Genomic DNA, 14,585 nt, shown 5'->3' with positions numbered 1-14,585 from the left:
TCGGCAAAGGGGCCCCCGGGGCGGGCGTAGCGTAGAGGGCATGTCGAAGTACGGATCGTTTCCCGGTACCCGACCCCGTCGGCTGCGGACCACTCCCGTGATGCGGCGCATGGTCGCCGAGACGCGGCTGCACCCGGCCGACTTCATCCTCCCCGCCTTCGTGCGGGAGGGCGTGAGCGAGCCCGTGCCGATCGCCGCGATGCCCGGTGTCGTCCAGCACACGCGGGACAGCCTGAAGAAGGCGGCCGCGGAGGCGGTGGAGGCCGGGATCTCCGGGATCATGCTGTTCGGGGTGCCGGAGGAGTCGAAGAAGGACGCCATCGGGACGCCGGGCACCGACCCGGACGGGATCCTGCAGGGCGCGATCCGCGATGTGCGGGCAGAGGTCGGCGACGAGCTGTTGGTCATGTCCGACCTGTGCCTCGACGAGACGACCGACCACGGGCACTGCGGTGTGCTCGACGAGCAGGGACGTGTCGACAACGACGCGACGCTGGAGCGGTACGCCGAGATGGCCCAGGTGCAGGCCGACGCCGGCGCCCATGTCGTCGGCCCCAGCGGCATGATGGACGGGCAGATCGGGGTCATCCGGGACGCGCTCGACCAGATCGGGCGGGAGGACGTGGCCGTCCTCGCCTACACCGTCAAGTACGCCTCCGCGTTCTACGGCCCCTTCCGCGAGGCCGTCGGCTCCTCGCTCCAGGGGGACCGCAAGACGTACCAGCAGGACCCGGCCAACGTGGGCGACGCGCTGCGGGAGCTGGCGCTGGACCTGGAGGAGGGAGCCGACATGGTGATGGTCAAGCCCGCCGGTCCCTACCTCGACATCGTCGCGCGGGTCGCCGACAGCGTGGACGTGCCGGTGGCCGCCTACCAGATCTCCGGCGAGTACTCGATGATCGAGGCCGCCGCCGAGAGGGGCTGGATCGACCGCGACCGGGCGATCCTGGAGGCCCTCACCGGCATCAAGCGGGCCGGCGCGCGGAACATCCTGACGTACTGGGCGACCGAGGTGGCGCGAAAGTTGCGCTGAACCGGCAACGGTACGGAACAGATCAGGCCTCGAATCGGCCACCGGCCTGCATCGGAACGCCTTCGGTTCGGCAACGGAAGCAACTCGATCACGTGAACTCGCGTTGCCCGGAGGGTGATTCGCAGTGGTCGATGATGGATCTTGGGTGGATCTGTCCGTATTTCCGCGAACCCGTGTGGGGGACATAGAGAATTGACGAGTTCTCGTCAGCGTCCCTACCTTCTGCGCTTGGCCTGATCCGTTCCGGATGGTCCGAACGTCGATCCCTGGGGGACGCACCATGAGCTGGTTTCTCGAAGTGCTGAAGAAGTACGCGGTGTTCAGCGGCCGCGCGCGCCGCAAGGAGTACTGGATGTACGCCTTGTTCGTCGGCATCATCTACGTGGTGCTGAGTGTGCTGACCGTCGCGACGAAGTCGTCCGCGTTCTCGATCCTCCTGGGCGTCTTCTGGCTCGCCATCCTGCTCCCCAGCCTGGCCGTCGGTGTCCGCCGGCTGCACGACACCGGCCGCTCCGGCTGGTGGCTGCTGTTCGGGATCGTCCCGCTCGTCGGCAGTATCACGCTGCTGGTGTTCTCCTGCCTGGACAGCGAGCCGGGTCAGAACAAGTACGGCCCGAACCCGAAGGAGGCGCCGGTCTACGCCGGCTGATCTCCTCAGCGACCTCCGAGGCCGCCCGGCTCCCCGCCGGGCGGCCTCTTCGTGTGCGGGGGACCGGGGGCGTGCAGGGACCGGGCGTGACTGGTCGCCGGGCCCTCGTCCTTGAGACCCGTGCCGTCCTGGCATCCCGTCAGGCCGAGCGCGACGAGCGCGGCGAGGAGCAGGGCGGTGAGCGAGCGGCGGATGGCGGGCATGGTCGTGGGGGCCTTCTGTGGGGTGGCGGGGGTGCGGGCCTCAGCCTGAGTGATGATCGCCTTCCGGCGCCACGGTCCGCGCGAGATTCGGGACGCCGAGGTGGCGGGATGATCTCTGACCTGCAGGAATGTCATTTCCCGCAGGGGGTTCGTGGGACGGATCGCGGGTGCCGGAACGGCGGGATCGACGGTCGGGCACCATCAAGTCTGGCCGGGAGTTAGGTTGTTGGCGACTGGTCGCGGTCGCCCGTACGACCGCCTCGACTCTCCAGGAGACACCCGTGTCCGGTGACGCACTGAGCCAGGACCCCGCCCTGCTGCGCGGCAGGATCGACACCACCAAGGCGCACCCGGCCCGGGTCTACGACGTCTTCCTCGGCGGCAAGGACAACTACCCGGTCGACCGCGCCACGGCCGCCGCCGGGCTCGCCGCCAACCCGCGCGGCTACCTCGACGTACGGCACAACCGCGACTTCCTGCGCCGCGCGGTGAACACGCTCGCCCAGGACGACGGCATCCGTCAGTTCCTCGACATCGGCACCGGCCTGCCCACCGCGGAGAACGTCCACCAGATCGCCCAGCGGATCATCCCCGACTCCCGGGTGGTGTACGTCGACAACGACCCGGTGGTGCTCACCCACGCCCGTGCCCTGCTCACCAGCGGGCCCGAGGGCCGTACGGACTACGTCGACGCCGACTTCAACAACCCGGCGCACATCCTCGAACAGGCCGCGAAGACGCTGGACTTCGACCAGCCGATCGCGCTCTGCCTGGTGGCGATCCTGCACTTCGTCAACGACGCGGAGGCCTACCCGATCGTGCGCGAGCTCATCGAGGCGCTGCCCTCCGGGAGCCGGCTGGTGCTCAGCCACCTCACCGAGGACCTCAACCCCGAGAACATCCGGGCGGTCCAGCGCACCTACACCGAGCGGGGGTTCACCTTCGTGCTGCGGACCCGGGCCGAGGTCGAGCGGTTCTTCACGGAGAACTCCCTCGAACTCGCCGAGCCCGGGGTCGTCCCCGTCCACCGCTGGCGGGCCGACAACGCCGCCCCGGTCCCGGAGCAGCCCGAGGCCTCCTACCTGGAGACCCTCGACGCCATCGAGAAGGTCCGGTACGCCGACATCAACGACGTGACGGACGCCGACATCAACGTGTACGCGGGGATCGGCCGCAAGGCCTGAGAGGCGGCTCAAGGCAGCTCTGTCTGCATCCCGGAAATCTCGTTGTAGACGGCACACACATCCCTAGGCTGCGGGCACGAACCGTCGTCCCGCAGCCTCCAGGAGCCGTGCCCATGGCCGTCGCGCCCGCCTTCGCCCCCGTCCCGCCGCTCGCCGCGCGGGCCCGGTCCGTCGGCGGTTCGCCGGTCCGGGACATCCTCGCCGTCACCGCCCGCCCCGAGGTGATCAACTTCGCGGGCGGGCTGCCGGCGCCGGAGCTGTTCGACGCGGAGGGGATCGCGGAGGCCTTCCGTGCGGTGCTCGCCGAGTCGCCCGCGCGGGCCCTGCAGTACTCGACGACGGAGGGCGAACCGGCCCTGCGGGAGGCGCTGGCCGCCCGTACGTCCGCGCGGGGACTGGCGACGGCGGCCGACGACGTCCTCGTCACCACCGGCTCCCAGCAGGCACTCTCCCTGCTCGCGACCGCCCTGCTGGAACCCGGCGACACGGTCCTCGTCGAAAGCCCCTGCTATCTGGCCGCGCTCCAGGCCTTCGCCTTCGCGGGAGCCCGGATCGTGCCCGTCCCGTGCGACGCGGACGGAGTGGACCCCGGGGCTCTGGAGGACCTGGTGGTCCGGGAGCGGCCGAAGCTCCTCTACACCGTGCCCACCTTCCAGAACCCGACCGGCCGCACCATGCCGGCCGCCCGCCGGGCCGCCGTCGCCGCGGTCGCGGCCCGGCGCGGGCTGTGGATCGTCGAGGACGACCCGTACGGCGAACTCCGCTTCGAGGGTGAGCGGGTCCCGTGGATCGCCGCCTGCGAGGGGGCCGGAGACCGGGTGGTCCTGCTCGGCTCCTTCTCCAAGGTCATGGCGCCGGGCCCGCGGCTGGGCTGGCTGCGGGCCCCCGCCGAACTGCGGCGGGCCTGCGCGGTCGCCAAGCAGGCGGCCGAGCTGCACACCCCGACGGTCAACCAGCTAGCCGCGGCCCGCTACCTGGCGGACCGGGACCTCGACGCGCACGTCGCCCGGGTCGCGGGCGCCTACCGCGAGCGACGGGACGCGATGCTGGCGGGACTGCCGGACGCCCTGCCGGAGGGCGCGGCCTGGGACCGCCCCGAGGGCGGCATGTTCCTCTGGGCCCGCCTCCCGGAGACGTACGACACCACGGCCCTGCTGCCGGAGGTGGTGCGCCACGACGTGGCCTACGTCCCCGGGGCACCCTTCTACGCCGGCGCCCCGGACCGCTCGACCCTGCGGCTGTGCTTCGTGACGCAGGCGCCGACGGAGATCGCGGAGGGGCTGCGGCGGCTGGGGGAGGGGCTGCGGAAGTAGGGCGAATGTCGGGGTCGGCTCCGACCCTGGGGGGACGGACCGGGTGGGCGGGTGTGCCTACGGTGAGGGCATGTCCGACACAGTGGAGTTCGTGGAGTCCGACCTTGACGTGTACCTCGGGCGGATCGGCTGGGAGGGGCCGCGGCGGGCTGACGCCGAAACCCTCCGGGGGGTGCATCTGGCGCATATGCGGGGCATCCCCTTCGAGAACCTGGACGCCCTGCGCCGTACGGCTCCCTCGCTGGCGCCCGCCGACTTGATGGCCAAGCTGGTGCGGGGGCGGCGCGGCGGCTACTGCTACGAGCACAACACGCTGCTCGCGGGCGTCCTGGAGGCCCTCGGGTTCCGGGTGAGGCGGCTGACGGCACGGGTCGTGGTGGGTGCCGACCGCATCGAGAGCCGCCCGCGCACCCATATGGCCCTGCTGGTCGAGGTACCGGGCGAGCCGCTGCCGTATCTCGCCGATGTCGGCTTCGGGGCGATCGGCGCGCTGCTGGAACCGGTGCCGCTGGTCGCCGGCACCGAGTTCCGGGACGCCGGGCGGCGGCACCGGCTGGTGACCGTGCCGCACCCGGGCCCGCTGGAGCTGTGGGTGCTGCAGGCCTACGGCGACGAGAAGGGCGGCGTCGCCTCGGACGGGCCCTGGCAGGCACAGTACGCGTTCACGCTGGAGCCGTTCGAGCGGGCCGACTACGAGGTCATCAACTGGCACGTCGCCACGAACCCGCGCTCGCCGTTCACCCAGCGGCTGTACGTGCAGAGCGTCGACGCCGAGCGGCACCTCCTGCTGCACGGAAGGGTGTTGACGGAAACACGGTCCGACGGGTCCGTACGGGAGCGGGAGTTGGCGGACGAGGACGAGGTCAGGCGGCTGCTGGAGGGGGAGTTCGGGGTCGTGGCGCCGGAGGGGATGGCCTTGTTGCCGTGACGCGCGGTCAGTCCCACCAGAAGTGCCACACCCGCTCGCCGAGCAGTGTCTGGGCGTACGAGGTGAGGGTGTCGCCGGTGTCCACCAGGACCGTGTACGGGCAGAAGGCGTAGTGCTCGGCGGCGACCGCCTCCGCCTCGGCGAGGTCGGCGGGCGGCGCCGCCACCGAGACGGCCAGGTGGTCGAAGCCCAACGCCACGACCCGTATGCCGAAGCGGTCCTCCCATGAGCGCAGCACCGCGCAGAGACGGGCGACGTCCTCCTCATAATTCACCGGCCCGCTCCAGCCGACGGCCACCGGGATGTCGGCGCTGCGACGGGCGGGCACCAGAGCCAGGCGCGGCTCCTTGAACCAGGGCCGCCCCTCGGTGAGGGAGTCGGCGACTTCGGCGGCTCGCTCGTCGGGGTCGGCGGCCGGCACCGGGGAGGGCGCCAGCCCCGGCCAGTCCTCGTCCTCCGGCGGGTCCTCGTCCCAGAGCTCCGCCAGGACTTCGTCGGCGTCGTGATCACCGGGATAGGAGGATTCCCCGGGCATCAACTCCCAGCCCTCCGGCCCGCCCTGGCCTCCGCCCACGTCCAAGAGAACCGGTAGCAGCCCGACTCGCGGCGCGGCACCCCCCAGACGTGCCCAGGCACCGGGCGTCGCCTGTTCCTCCGCCAGCCACAACAGGGGTTCGTGCCAGGGTCCTTCGGTCGTCTCGTCGACCAGTCGGCCCGCGGGCAGCTCCAAGCCGAGGGAGGTGAGCCTCGGAAGGGGATTCGGAAGTGTCGCCATGTCGGTGACTGTAGAGGGAGGCACTGACACCACACTCCCCGCCACTTTCAACCTATAGCTGATGGGGGGCCTTGCGGCAAGGCCCCCCTCGTGGCGCACAATCGCAGGCCGAAGCCGAGAAGCTGGGTAAATGGGGGATTCAGGAAGTGTCTGTGTCTTTGTCCGCGTTCGACCTTTCCGACAACCTCACCGCCAAAACCGACCCCGCGCTGATCGCCCGCGACGAGCAGCAGTTCGCGGACATCGCGGCGAGCCTGGAGCAGGCGATCGCCGAGGTGTCCGAACGCCTCGACGCCGAGCTCAAGGCGCCCGGCGGCATCGGCCAGGCCGCCATGGACCGGGACATCGAGGTGCACCGGCTGAACGGACGGCTGCGCACCCTCCGCCGCTTCGGTCTCGACCTGTGCCTCGGGCGCATGGTCGCGGCCGACAACCCCGAGCAGCCCGTCTACATCGGCCGTCTCGGGCTCACCGACAACGAGGGCCGCCGCCTGCTGACCGACTGGCGTTCCCCGGCCGCCGAACCCTTCTTCGCGGCGACCCACGCCAACCCGTTGGGCCTGGTCAGCCGCCGCCGCTACCGCTGGAGCGACGGGCGGATCAGCGACTACTGGGACGAGGTGTTCACCGCCGACCAGCTGGAGCACAACGTCGCGCTCGACGATCAGTCCGCCTTCATCGCCAGCCTCGGCACCAACCGCTCCGAGCGCATGCGGGACGTGCTGGCCACCATCCAGGCCGACCAGGACGCCATCATCCGCGCGGGCTCCCGGGGCGCGCTCGTCGTCGACGGCGGTCCCGGCACCGGCAAGACCGTCGTCGCCCTGCACCGCACCGCCCACCTCCTCTACTCCGACCCCCGCCTCGGTCACCGGCGCGGCGGCGTGCTGTTCGTCGGCCCGCACCGGCCGTATCTCGCGTACGTCTCCGACGTGCTGCCCAGCCTTGGCGAGGAGGGCGTGCAGACCTGCGTCCTGCGGGACCTCGTCACCGAGGGGGAGACGGCGGCCGTGGAGACCGATCCGGAGGTGGCCCGGCTGAAGGCCTCCGCGGACCTGGTGAAGGCGGTCGAGAAGGCCGTCCGGTTCTACGAGGAGCCGCCCACCGAGGGCATGACGGTCACCGTCGACTGGGTCGGCATCCCCCTCACCGCCGACGACTGGGCCGAGGCCTTCGACGCCCCGGAGCCCGGCACCCCCCACAACGAGGCCCGCGACCAGGTCTGGGAGAAGCTGGTCGAGATCCTGACGGACAAGTACGACGGCGACGTCTCCCCCGACCTGTTCCGCAGGGCGCTGCGCCGGAACGAGGAGCTGAACGCGGCACTCGGCCGCGCCTGGCCGTTGATCGAGGCGGCCGACCTGGTCGGGGACCTGTGGTCGGTGCCCGCCTACTTGCGGATGTGCGCTCCCTGGCTCGACCGGGACGACGTACGACGACTTCAGCGCGCCGAGCCGCAGGCCTGGACGGTGTCGGACCTGCCGATTCTGGACGCGGCACGGCAACGGCTCGGCGATCCCGAGGCGTCCCGCCGCAGGCGCCGGCACGAGGCCGAGGTCGCCGCCGAACGCGCGTACCGGGCCCAGGTCACGGAGGACCTGCTGCGGACCGACGACGACTGGCAGCGCATGCTGATGACCATGCTGAAGGGGCAGGACCTGCAGAACTCCCTGGTCCCCCTGGATGCGCCGCCCGCCGCCGAACCGGATCTGCTCGCGGGCCCGTTCGCGCACATCGTCGTCGACGAGGCGCAGGAACTCACCGACGCGGAGTGGCAGATGCTGCTCTCGCGCTGCCCGTCCCGCAGCTTCACCATCGTCGGCGACCGCGCCCAGGCCCGGCACGGCTTCACCGAGTCGTGGCGGGAGCGCCTCGAACGGGTCGGACTCGACCGCGTCGAACTGGCCTCCCTGACCGTCAACTACCGCACCCCGCAGGAGATCATGGCGGAGGCCGAGCCTGTCATCCGGGCCGCGCTCCCCGACGCCAACGTGCCGACCTCCATCCGCAGCGGCGGAGTCCCGGTCACGCACGGCCCGGCCACGGACCTGGACGCGGTCGTGGACGGCTGGCTCGCCGAGCACGCCGACGGCATCGCGTGTGTCATCGGCGCCCCCGCCTACCGCCCGACGACCCCCCGCGTCCGCTCACTCACCCCGGAACTGTCCAAGGGGCTCGAGTTCGACCTGGTCGTCCTCGTCGACCCGGAGAGCTTCGGGGACGGCATCGAGGGCGCGGTCGACCACTATGTGGCGATGACCCGGGCGACCCAACGGCTCGTGGTGCTCAGCAGCACCCGCTCGCGGTGAATGCGGCCCAGGCGGCCGGGGTGACCTGGATGGTGGGGCCGGTGTCTGCGGGGTTCTTGGAGTCGCGGATGTGGATCGTGTGGGGGGTGGTGGCTACCTCGACGCACTGTCCGCCTTCGCTACTGCTGTAGGTCGACTTGAACCACTGAAGTGCGGTGCTCATGGGTCTCCTAGCAGACGGTCCAGCAGGCATCGTGAGTCCTCGATGGTGAGGGCCTGCGTCCGCAGCATCGCATACCTGCGGGTGAGGATGGACACCTCATCCGCGTCGGAAACCCACTGGCTGCCGCGTTGGGACTCCGTGTAGGCGAGGTGCTGGTGGTCGGGCGTCTCGAGCAGGGTGAACGGGCCCGCGTCGCCTGCGTGAGACGTGCGGTTGAGCGGCAGGATTTGCAGTGACACGCAGGGGAGTTCGGAGCACTCGCGCAGGAAACCCAGCTGTTCGCGGCGGACTTCATGGCCTCCGGTCGGCATGAGCAGTGCCGGTTCCCAGACCACGAAGCTCAGGGTCGGCGGAACCCTGCGGTGCAAGATCTCCCGGCGATCGATACGAGCGGCGACCTTGGTCTCCAACTCGTCCGAGTCGTAGGGCGGAACCCGACCACTCAGGAGAGCGTGAGCGTACGCCTTGGTCTGAAGTAGGCCGGGGACGACGGCGTTGTCGTACCAGGACAACGCGATCGCCTCCCTCTCATGCTCCATGTACAGCTCCGCCCACATCGGAAACTGGTCGATGTCCGGGAGGTTGGCCACCCCCGCCGACAGCGTGCCCTTGGTCTGGAGGGTCTCGTCGAGCACCGCGGCCAGGTCCGGCTTCAGGGCCCGCCTGCCCTGCTCGATGGAGGCGATGGTCTCCTCGTCGACCCGGACGGCTGCGGCGAGGGAGTTCTGGGTGAGGCCCGCGGCGCGACGCGCGGCGCCGAGTTGCTTGCCCAGCATCTTCATGGACGTGAGGTTCTTCGGCCGCGGTGGCCTCCTGGCGCTCATGCAGGACTCCCTCCCCCTCGGGACGCGTACGTCACCGGGTGCGAGCCCGTACAAAAAATCTGTACGGGTTTACGGAGTGATCAACACTAGTCACTCTGCGCAACTCTCGTCCTGTGAATGACACGATCCAACTCCCCACCCTGCGCGAACGGTTCCTCCGTCGTGAGCGCCGATCCGTGCAGGCCGCGCGGAGGTTCACGGCGGAGACACTCACCGGCTGGGGCCTCGCCGGGACGGACCGCGCCGACGACGTACTGCTCTGCGTGAGCGAACTGGTCACCAACGCCCTGCTGCACGGCGTACCGCCCGGTCGCCACTCACGGCTGCTCCTGCGCTACGACGGACGGGTGCTGGGCGTCGAGGTGCACGACAGCGGCCCCGGCGAGCCCCGCGTCATGGAGAGCGGGGACACCGGGGCCGAAGGCGGGCGCGGACTGTTGCTGGTCGCGGCCCTGAGCGACCAGTGGGGCGTCCGGGACCGCGAGTTGGGCAAGGCCGTGTGGTGCGAGTTCGAGGTCAGAGACGCTCGGGCGTCCTGATGCCGAGCAGCGCCATCCCCTGGTGGAGGGTGCGGGCCGTCATGTCGCACAGGAACAGACGGTTCTCGACCTGCGCCGGGGTCTCGGCCTTGAGGACCGGGCACTTGTCGTAGAACGACGTGTACAGCGACGCCAGCTGGTACAGGTACGCCGCCAGCTTGTGCGGGGCGTACTCCGCGGCCGCCTCGAAGACCGTGTCGCCGAACGCGTCCAGGTGCAGGCCCAACGCCCGCTCCGCCGGGGCGAGTTCGAGCTCCGGGTGGGCGGCCGGCTTCGTGCCGCCCGCCTTGCGCAGGATCGACTGGATACGGGCGTACGCGTACTGGAGGTAGACGCTCGTGTCGCCGTTCAGCGACACCATCTGGTCCAGGTCGAACTTGTAGTCCCGGTTGGGGGACGTCGACAGGTCGGCGTACTTCACCGCGCCGATGCCGACCTGCGCGGCCCGCTCTTGGATCTCGTCCTCGGTGAGGTCCTGGGCCTTCTCCCGGACGACCTCCGCCGCCCGCTGGACCGCCTCGTCCAGCAGGTCCTCCAGCCGTACGGTCTCGCCCTCACGCGTCTTGAACGGCTTGCCGTCCGCGCCGAGCACCGTGCCGTAGCCCATGTTGTGCGCGGTCACGGAGTCGGTCAGCCAGCCCGCACGCCTCGCCGCCTCGAAGACCATCTTGAAGTGCAGCGACTGTCGTACGTCCACGACGTAGAGGAGCGAGGTGGCGTGCAGGTCGTTGACCCGGTTGCGGATCGCCGTCAGGTCGGAGGCGGCGTAACCGAAGCCGCCGTCCGCCTTCTGCACGATCAGCGGCACCGGCTGGTCGTCCTTGCCCCGGATGTCGTCGAAGAAGACGACGAGCGCGCCCTCGGAGCGCACCGCGACACCCATCTCCTCCAGGAGCCGGGCGGTCTCGGGCATGCCCTCGTTGTACGCGGACTCGCCGACGATCTCCTCGTCCCGGATCCGCATGTCCAGCTTCTCGAAGACCGAGTAGAAGTAGACCTTCGACTCGTCCACGAACTGCTGCCACAGCTCGAGGGTCTCCTTGTCGCCGGACTGCAGGGCGACGACCCGCTTCCGCGCCCGCTCCTTGAACTCCTCGTCGGAGTCGAAGACCGCGCGCGAGGCCTTGTAGACACGGTTGAGGTTCGACATGGCCTGCTCGCCGTCGACGTCGGCCGCGGGGGCCAACTCGCCGGGGTTCTCGAACAGGTACTGGATGAGCATGCCGAACTGGGTGCCCCAGTCGCCGATGTGGTGCCGGCCGATCGTCTTCTCGCCGGTGAAGTCGAGCATGCCCCGCAGGGCGTCGCCGATGACCGCGGAGCGGAGGTGACCGACGTGCATCTCCTTCGCCACGTTCGGCTGGGCGTAGTCGATGACCGTGATGCCCGCGTTCTCCTTGAGGGGCACCCCGAGGCGGTCGCCGTCCGCGTACCGGGCGGCGAGGTTCTCGGTGATCGCCCGGTCCGCGATGGTGACGTTCAGGAAGCCCGGCCCGGAGACCTCGACATCCTTGATCAGCTCGTCGCCGGTGACGATCCGTCCGACGACCTCGGTCGCCAGCTCCCGCGGGTTGGCCTTGGCCTTCTTGGCGAGGGCGAGAATGCCGTTCGCCTGGAAGTCCGCCCGGTCACTGCGTCGCAGCAGCGGGTCCGCGGAGACCTCCGGCAGGGTGGCCGAGAGGGCGGACGCGAGCTGCTGGTTGACGGAGTCGCTGAGGGACGTGACCGGGGCCATAGGAATGGGTGCCGTTCTCCTCGTGGGGATCGATAGACCCAACCAGTATCCCATGGGAGGTAAAGCGGTTTTCCCGGGCGCATGGGCGTCTGTGACAATGGAGCGTCACCCGTTCAGAAAGAAGGACGTGCCGATCGTGGCTCAGAGCACCGAGACCACCGACTGGGTCTCCCGTTTCGCGGATGAGGTCATCGAGGAGTCGGAGCGTCGAGCCCCCGGCAAACCGGTTGTCGTCGCCTCCGGGCTGTCGCCGTCCGGTCCGATCCACCTCGGCAACCTGCGCGAGGTCATGACCCCGCACCTCGTCGCCGACGAGATCCGGCGGCGCGGGCTCCAGGTGCGCCACCTCATCTCCTGGGACGACTACGACCGCTACCGCAAGGTGCCGGCCGGTGTCGCCGGGGTCGACGAGAAGACCTGGGCCGAGCACATCGGCAAGCCGCTGACGTCCGTCCCCGCGCCGAAGGGCTCCCCGTTCCCGAACTGGGCCGAGCACTTCAAGGCCGCGATGGTCGAGTCGCTGGCCCAGCTCGGCGTGGAGTTCGACGGGATCAGCCAGACCGCCCAGTACACCTCCGGCGTCTACCGGGACCAGATCCTGCACGCCGTGGCGCACCGGGCCGAGATCGACGCGATCCTCGACCAGTACCGCACCAAGAAGGCCCCGGCCAAGCAGTCCCAGAAGCCGGTCGACGAGGCGGAGCTGGAGGCCGCCGAGGGCTCCGGCGCGGCCGGCGAGGACGACGGCTCCGCCTCCGGTTCCGTCGGCTACTTCCCGTACAAGCCCTACTGCGGCAACTGCGAGAAGGACCTCACCACGGTCACCTCCTACGACGACGACACCACCGAGCTGACCTACTCCTGCACCTCCTGCGGCTTCTCCGAGACCGTCCGGCTGGAGGAGTTCAACCGCGGCAAGCTGGTCTGGAAGGTCGACTGGCCGATGCGCTGGGCCTACGAGGGCGTCGTCTTCGAGCCGTCCGGCGTGGACCACTCGTCCCCGGGGTCCTCCTTCCAGGTCGGCGGGCAGATCGTCGGGATCTTCGGCGGCGAGCAGCCCATCGGGCCCATGTACGCGTTCGTGGGCATCAGCGGCATGGCGAAGATGTCCTCGTCCCGGGGCGGTGTGCCGACGCCCGCCGACGCCCTGAAGATCATGGAGCCGCAGATCCTGCGCTGGCTCTACGCCCGCCGCCGGCCCAACCAGTCCTTCAAGATCGCCTTCGACCAGGAGATCCAGCGGCTCTACGACGAGTGGGACAAGCTCGACGCCAAGGTCGCCGACGGCTCCGCCCTGCCGGGGGACGTCGCCGCGCACGCCCGCGCGGTGGGCACGGCGGCCGGTGAGCTGCCGACGACGCCGCGACCGCTGCCGTACCGCACGCTCGCCTCGGTCGCCGACATCACCGCCGGGCACGAGGACCAGGCGCTCAGGATCCTCTCCGAGCTCGACCCGGAGAACCCGCTCGCCTCGCTGGACGAGGCACGGCCGCGGTACGACCGGGCCGAGGCCTGGATCAACACCCAGGTCCCCGCAGACCAGCGCACCATCGTGCGGGACGAGCCCGACGCCGAGCTGCTGAAGTCCCTCGACGAGGCCTCCCAGCAGTCGCTGCGGCTGCTGCTCGACGGACTGGAGTCGCACTGGTCGCTGGACGGCCTGACGCACCTCGTCTACGGCGTCCCCAAGGTGCAGGCCGGGTTCGCCGCCGACGCCACGCCCAAGGAGCTGCCGGCCGAGATCAAGACGGCCCAGCGGACGTTCTTCGCGCTGCTGTACCACCTGCTGGTCGGGCGCGACACCGGACCGCGCCTGCCCACGCTGCTGCTGGCGGTGGGACAGGACCGGGTACGGCGCCTGCTCGGCGAGTAGCGAGCAGCGAGTAACGGCAACGGAAAGGGGCCCTCTGCCGAGGGCCCCTTTTCCTGTGCCTGTGCCTGTGCCTGTGACCTGGTCAGGCGATGTGGTCTTCCTGCAGTTCCGCGGTGTGCCGGTTGGTGAAGCGGTTGACCATGCGCTCGGCATCGCGCTGCGGGAGCGTGGTGCCGTAGGTCGCCTCCACGTCGTCCCTGAACTGGCCCGAGGTGGGGTAGCTGCCGTCTATCGACTTCTTGAAGACCAGGTAGTAGTCCTCCTCGGTCGGCTCCGGCGGCCCGCCTCCCTCACCCAGCTCCCGGGTACGCCCGGGGCTCACCGGTATGGGAAAGCTCCCGGTCTCCTCCATCGAGGGCTCTTCCCGGTACTGCTGCTCTTGGTACTGCTGCTCCTGATACTGCTCTTGGTACTGCTCGGCCTGCTGCTGTTCCGCCATCCACTGCGCGTACTGCTCCGGGTCGTACGTCGGGTCGTAGTCGCCGTGGTACTCGATCTGCTGGGGGTGCCGGGCGTGCAGCCAGGGACTCACCTCCGGCTCGGGCGCCTCGGGCACGTAGTCGTACTGCTCCGTCGGCCGTGGTGCGGGCGCCGCCTCCACAGCGCGGTTCACCGGTGGCGCGGTGACCTCCTGGGCGGGCGCCGGGGGCAGGAGGACCGGCTCTATACCCGCCGCGGCCAGGCCCGCCGGGGCCGTGTCCGCCAGGGGGACGCCGTAGCGGGCCAGTCGCAGCGGCATCAGGGACTCCACCGGAGCCTTGCGGCGCCAGGCGCGGCCGAACCTCGAATGCAGCCGGGCCTGGTAGACGAGACGTTCCTGCTCCAGCTTGATGACCTGCTCGTACGACCGCAGCTCCCACAGCTTCATACGGCGCCACAGCAGGAACGTCGGCACCGGGGACAGCAGCCAGCGGGTGAGCCGCACGCCCTCCATGTGCTTGTCGGCCGTGATGTCCGCTATGCGGCCGATCGCGTGCCGGGCCGCCTCCACGGCGACGATGAACAGGACCGGGATCACACCGTGCATGCCCACGCCCAGCGGGTCCGGCCAGGCCGC

Annotated in this window: 15 protein-coding genes; 9 read left to right on the top strand and 6 right to left on the bottom strand. The window is 70.3% G+C overall.

Features of this window, described 5'->3' with window-relative positions; genetic code table 11:
* The first annotated feature begins 40 nt into the window (after nucleotides 1–40).
* Together hemB and ABZZ74_RS45885 are read left to right on the top strand one after the other, a co-directional pair.
* Nucleotides 41–1,033: a porphobilinogen synthase gene (gene hemB, locus ABZZ74_RS45890; protein ID WP_356950072.1), complete on the top strand. Its 993-nt coding sequence runs from the start codon at nucleotides 41–43 to the stop codon at nucleotides 1,031–1,033.
* A gap of 280 nt (nucleotides 1,034–1,313) precedes the next feature.
* A complete protein-coding gene (locus ABZZ74_RS45885; protein ID WP_356950071.1) occupies nucleotides 1,314–1,682 on the top strand; it encodes a DUF805 domain-containing protein in 369 nt (122 codons plus the stop codon).
* A 5-nt stretch (nucleotides 1,683–1,687) separates the two neighbouring features.
* On the opposite strand, the gene ABZZ74_RS45880 is transcribed toward ABZZ74_RS45885, so the two are convergent.
* Entirely contained in the window at nucleotides 1,688–1,885 is a 198-nt protein-coding gene (locus tag ABZZ74_RS45880; RefSeq protein ID WP_356950070.1) for a hypothetical protein, read from the bottom strand.
* Between the two features lie 115 nt (nucleotides 1,886–2,000).
* Here ABZZ74_RS45880 and ABZZ74_RS45875 point away from each other — a divergent pair, with 115 nt between their 5' ends.
* From ABZZ74_RS45875 to ABZZ74_RS45860, 4 genes are all read left to right on the top strand, one after another.
* Nucleotides 2,001–2,177 (top strand): twin-arginine translocation signal domain-containing protein, encoded by a 177-nt coding sequence (locus ABZZ74_RS45875; RefSeq protein ID WP_356950088.1) that lies wholly within the window; start codon nucleotides 2,001–2,003, stop codon nucleotides 2,175–2,177.
* A complete protein-coding gene (locus ABZZ74_RS45870; RefSeq protein WP_356950069.1) occupies nucleotides 2,167–3,069 on the top strand; it encodes an SAM-dependent methyltransferase in 903 nt (300 codons plus the stop codon). The genes ABZZ74_RS45875 and ABZZ74_RS45870 overlap by 11 nt, the downstream gene beginning before the upstream one ends.
* 113 nt (nucleotides 3,070–3,182) lie before the next feature.
* The gene (locus ABZZ74_RS45865) at nucleotides 3,183–4,382 is read left to right on the top strand and encodes a PLP-dependent aminotransferase family protein (protein ID WP_356950068.1); all 1,200 of its coding nucleotides are present in this window, start codon (nucleotides 3,183–3,185) and stop codon (nucleotides 4,380–4,382) included.
* Nucleotides 4,383–4,452: 70 nt separating this feature from the next.
* Complete coding sequence (locus tag ABZZ74_RS45860; RefSeq protein WP_356950067.1) at nucleotides 4,453–5,310, top strand: arylamine N-acetyltransferase; 858 nt, start codon at nucleotides 4,453–4,455, stop codon at nucleotides 5,308–5,310.
* 7 nt (nucleotides 5,311–5,317) lie between these two features.
* On the opposite strand, the gene ABZZ74_RS45855 is transcribed toward ABZZ74_RS45860, so the two are convergent.
* Nucleotides 5,318–6,085: a DUF4253 domain-containing protein gene (locus ABZZ74_RS45855; protein ID WP_356950066.1), complete on the bottom strand. Its 768-nt coding sequence runs from the start codon at nucleotides 6,083–6,085 to the stop codon at nucleotides 5,318–5,320.
* A gap of 146 nt (nucleotides 6,086–6,231) precedes the next feature.
* On the opposite strand from ABZZ74_RS45855, the gene helR reads away from it, so the two are divergent.
* Nucleotides 6,232–8,394 carry an RNA polymerase recycling motor ATPase HelR gene (gene helR, locus ABZZ74_RS45850; RefSeq protein ID WP_356950065.1) on the top strand — a complete coding sequence of 721 codons (2,163 nt, stop codon included), beginning with the start codon at nucleotides 6,232–6,234 and terminating at the stop codon, nucleotides 8,392–8,394.
* Here helR and ABZZ74_RS45845 read toward each other — a convergent pair.
* Together ABZZ74_RS45845 and ABZZ74_RS45840 are read right to left on the bottom strand one after the other, a co-directional pair.
* Nucleotides 8,372–8,557 carry a DUF397 domain-containing protein gene (locus tag ABZZ74_RS45845; RefSeq protein ID WP_356950064.1) on the bottom strand — a complete coding sequence of 62 codons (186 nt, stop codon included), beginning with the start codon at nucleotides 8,555–8,557 and terminating at the stop codon, nucleotides 8,372–8,374. The two genes, helR and ABZZ74_RS45845, sit on opposite strands and share 23 nt — an antisense overlap.
* Complete coding sequence (locus ABZZ74_RS45840) at nucleotides 8,554–9,381, bottom strand: helix-turn-helix transcriptional regulator (protein ID WP_356950063.1); 828 nt, start codon at nucleotides 9,379–9,381, stop codon at nucleotides 8,554–8,556. The genes ABZZ74_RS45845 and ABZZ74_RS45840 overlap by 4 nt, the downstream gene beginning before the upstream one ends.
* A gap of 113 nt (nucleotides 9,382–9,494) precedes the next feature.
* Between ABZZ74_RS45840 and ABZZ74_RS45835 the strand changes: the two genes are divergently transcribed.
* The gene (locus tag ABZZ74_RS45835; RefSeq protein ID WP_356950062.1) at nucleotides 9,495–9,920 is read left to right on the top strand and encodes an ATP-binding protein; all 426 of its coding nucleotides are present in this window, start codon (nucleotides 9,495–9,497) and stop codon (nucleotides 9,918–9,920) included.
* On the opposite strand, the gene argS is transcribed toward ABZZ74_RS45835, so the two are convergent.
* The gene (gene argS, locus ABZZ74_RS45830; protein WP_356950061.1) at nucleotides 9,898–11,655 is read right to left on the bottom strand and encodes an arginine--tRNA ligase; all 1,758 of its coding nucleotides are present in this window, start codon (nucleotides 11,653–11,655) and stop codon (nucleotides 9,898–9,900) included. The genes ABZZ74_RS45835 and argS overlap by 23 nt on opposite strands.
* Before the next feature lie 127 nt (nucleotides 11,656–11,782).
* Between argS and lysS the strand changes: the two genes are divergently transcribed.
* Complete coding sequence (gene lysS / locus ABZZ74_RS45825; protein ID WP_356950060.1) at nucleotides 11,783–13,528, top strand: lysine--tRNA ligase; 1,746 nt, start codon at nucleotides 11,783–11,785, stop codon at nucleotides 13,526–13,528.
* Nucleotides 13,529–13,610: 82 nt separating this feature from the next.
* Here lysS and ABZZ74_RS45820 read toward each other — a convergent pair.
* Nucleotides 13,611–14,585: DUF2637 domain-containing protein (locus tag ABZZ74_RS45820; RefSeq protein ID WP_356950059.1), on the bottom strand; the 975-nt coding region annotated here is incomplete at its 5' end.

Source organism: Streptomyces sp. NPDC006476 (assembly GCF_040612015.1).
GTDB classification, from domain to species: Bacteria; Actinomycetota; Actinomycetes; order Streptomycetales; family Streptomycetaceae; genus Streptomyces; species Streptomyces griseorubiginosus_B.
The sequence above is the reverse complement of the archived record's forward strand: the minus strand, read 5'-3'. Positions and strand labels throughout refer to the sequence as shown.

Bases quoted from the DNA above. Each gene is read 5' to 3' on its own strand.
- ABZZ74_RS45865 (WP_356950068.1), top strand. From the start codon at position 3,183: ATGGCCGTCGCGCCCGCCTTCGCCCCCGTCCCGCCGCTCGCCGCGCGG.
- hemB (WP_356950072.1), top strand. From the start codon at position 41: ATGTCGAAGTACGGATCGTTTCCCGGTACCCGACCCCGTCGGCTGCGG.
- ABZZ74_RS45885 (WP_356950071.1), top strand. From the start codon at position 1,314: ATGAGCTGGTTTCTCGAAGTGCTGAAGAAGTACGCGGTGTTCAGCGGC.
- ABZZ74_RS45855 (WP_356950066.1), bottom strand. From the start codon at position 6,085: ATGGCGACACTTCCGAATCCCCTTCCGAGGCTCACCTCCCTCGGCTTG.
- argS (WP_356950061.1), bottom strand. From the start codon at position 11,655: ATGGCCCCGGTCACGTCCCTCAGCGACTCCGTCAACCAGCAGCTCGCG.
- ABZZ74_RS45845 (WP_356950064.1), bottom strand. From the start codon at position 8,557: ATGAGCACCGCACTTCAGTGGTTCAAGTCGACCTACAGCAGTAGCGAA.
- ABZZ74_RS45840 (WP_356950063.1), bottom strand. From the start codon at position 9,381: ATGAGCGCCAGGAGGCCACCGCGGCCGAAGAACCTCACGTCCATGAAG.
- ABZZ74_RS45880 (WP_356950070.1), bottom strand. From the start codon at position 1,885: ATGCCCGCCATCCGCCGCTCGCTCACCGCCCTGCTCCTCGCCGCGCTC.
- ABZZ74_RS45860 (WP_356950067.1), top strand. From the start codon at position 4,453: ATGTCCGACACAGTGGAGTTCGTGGAGTCCGACCTTGACGTGTACCTC.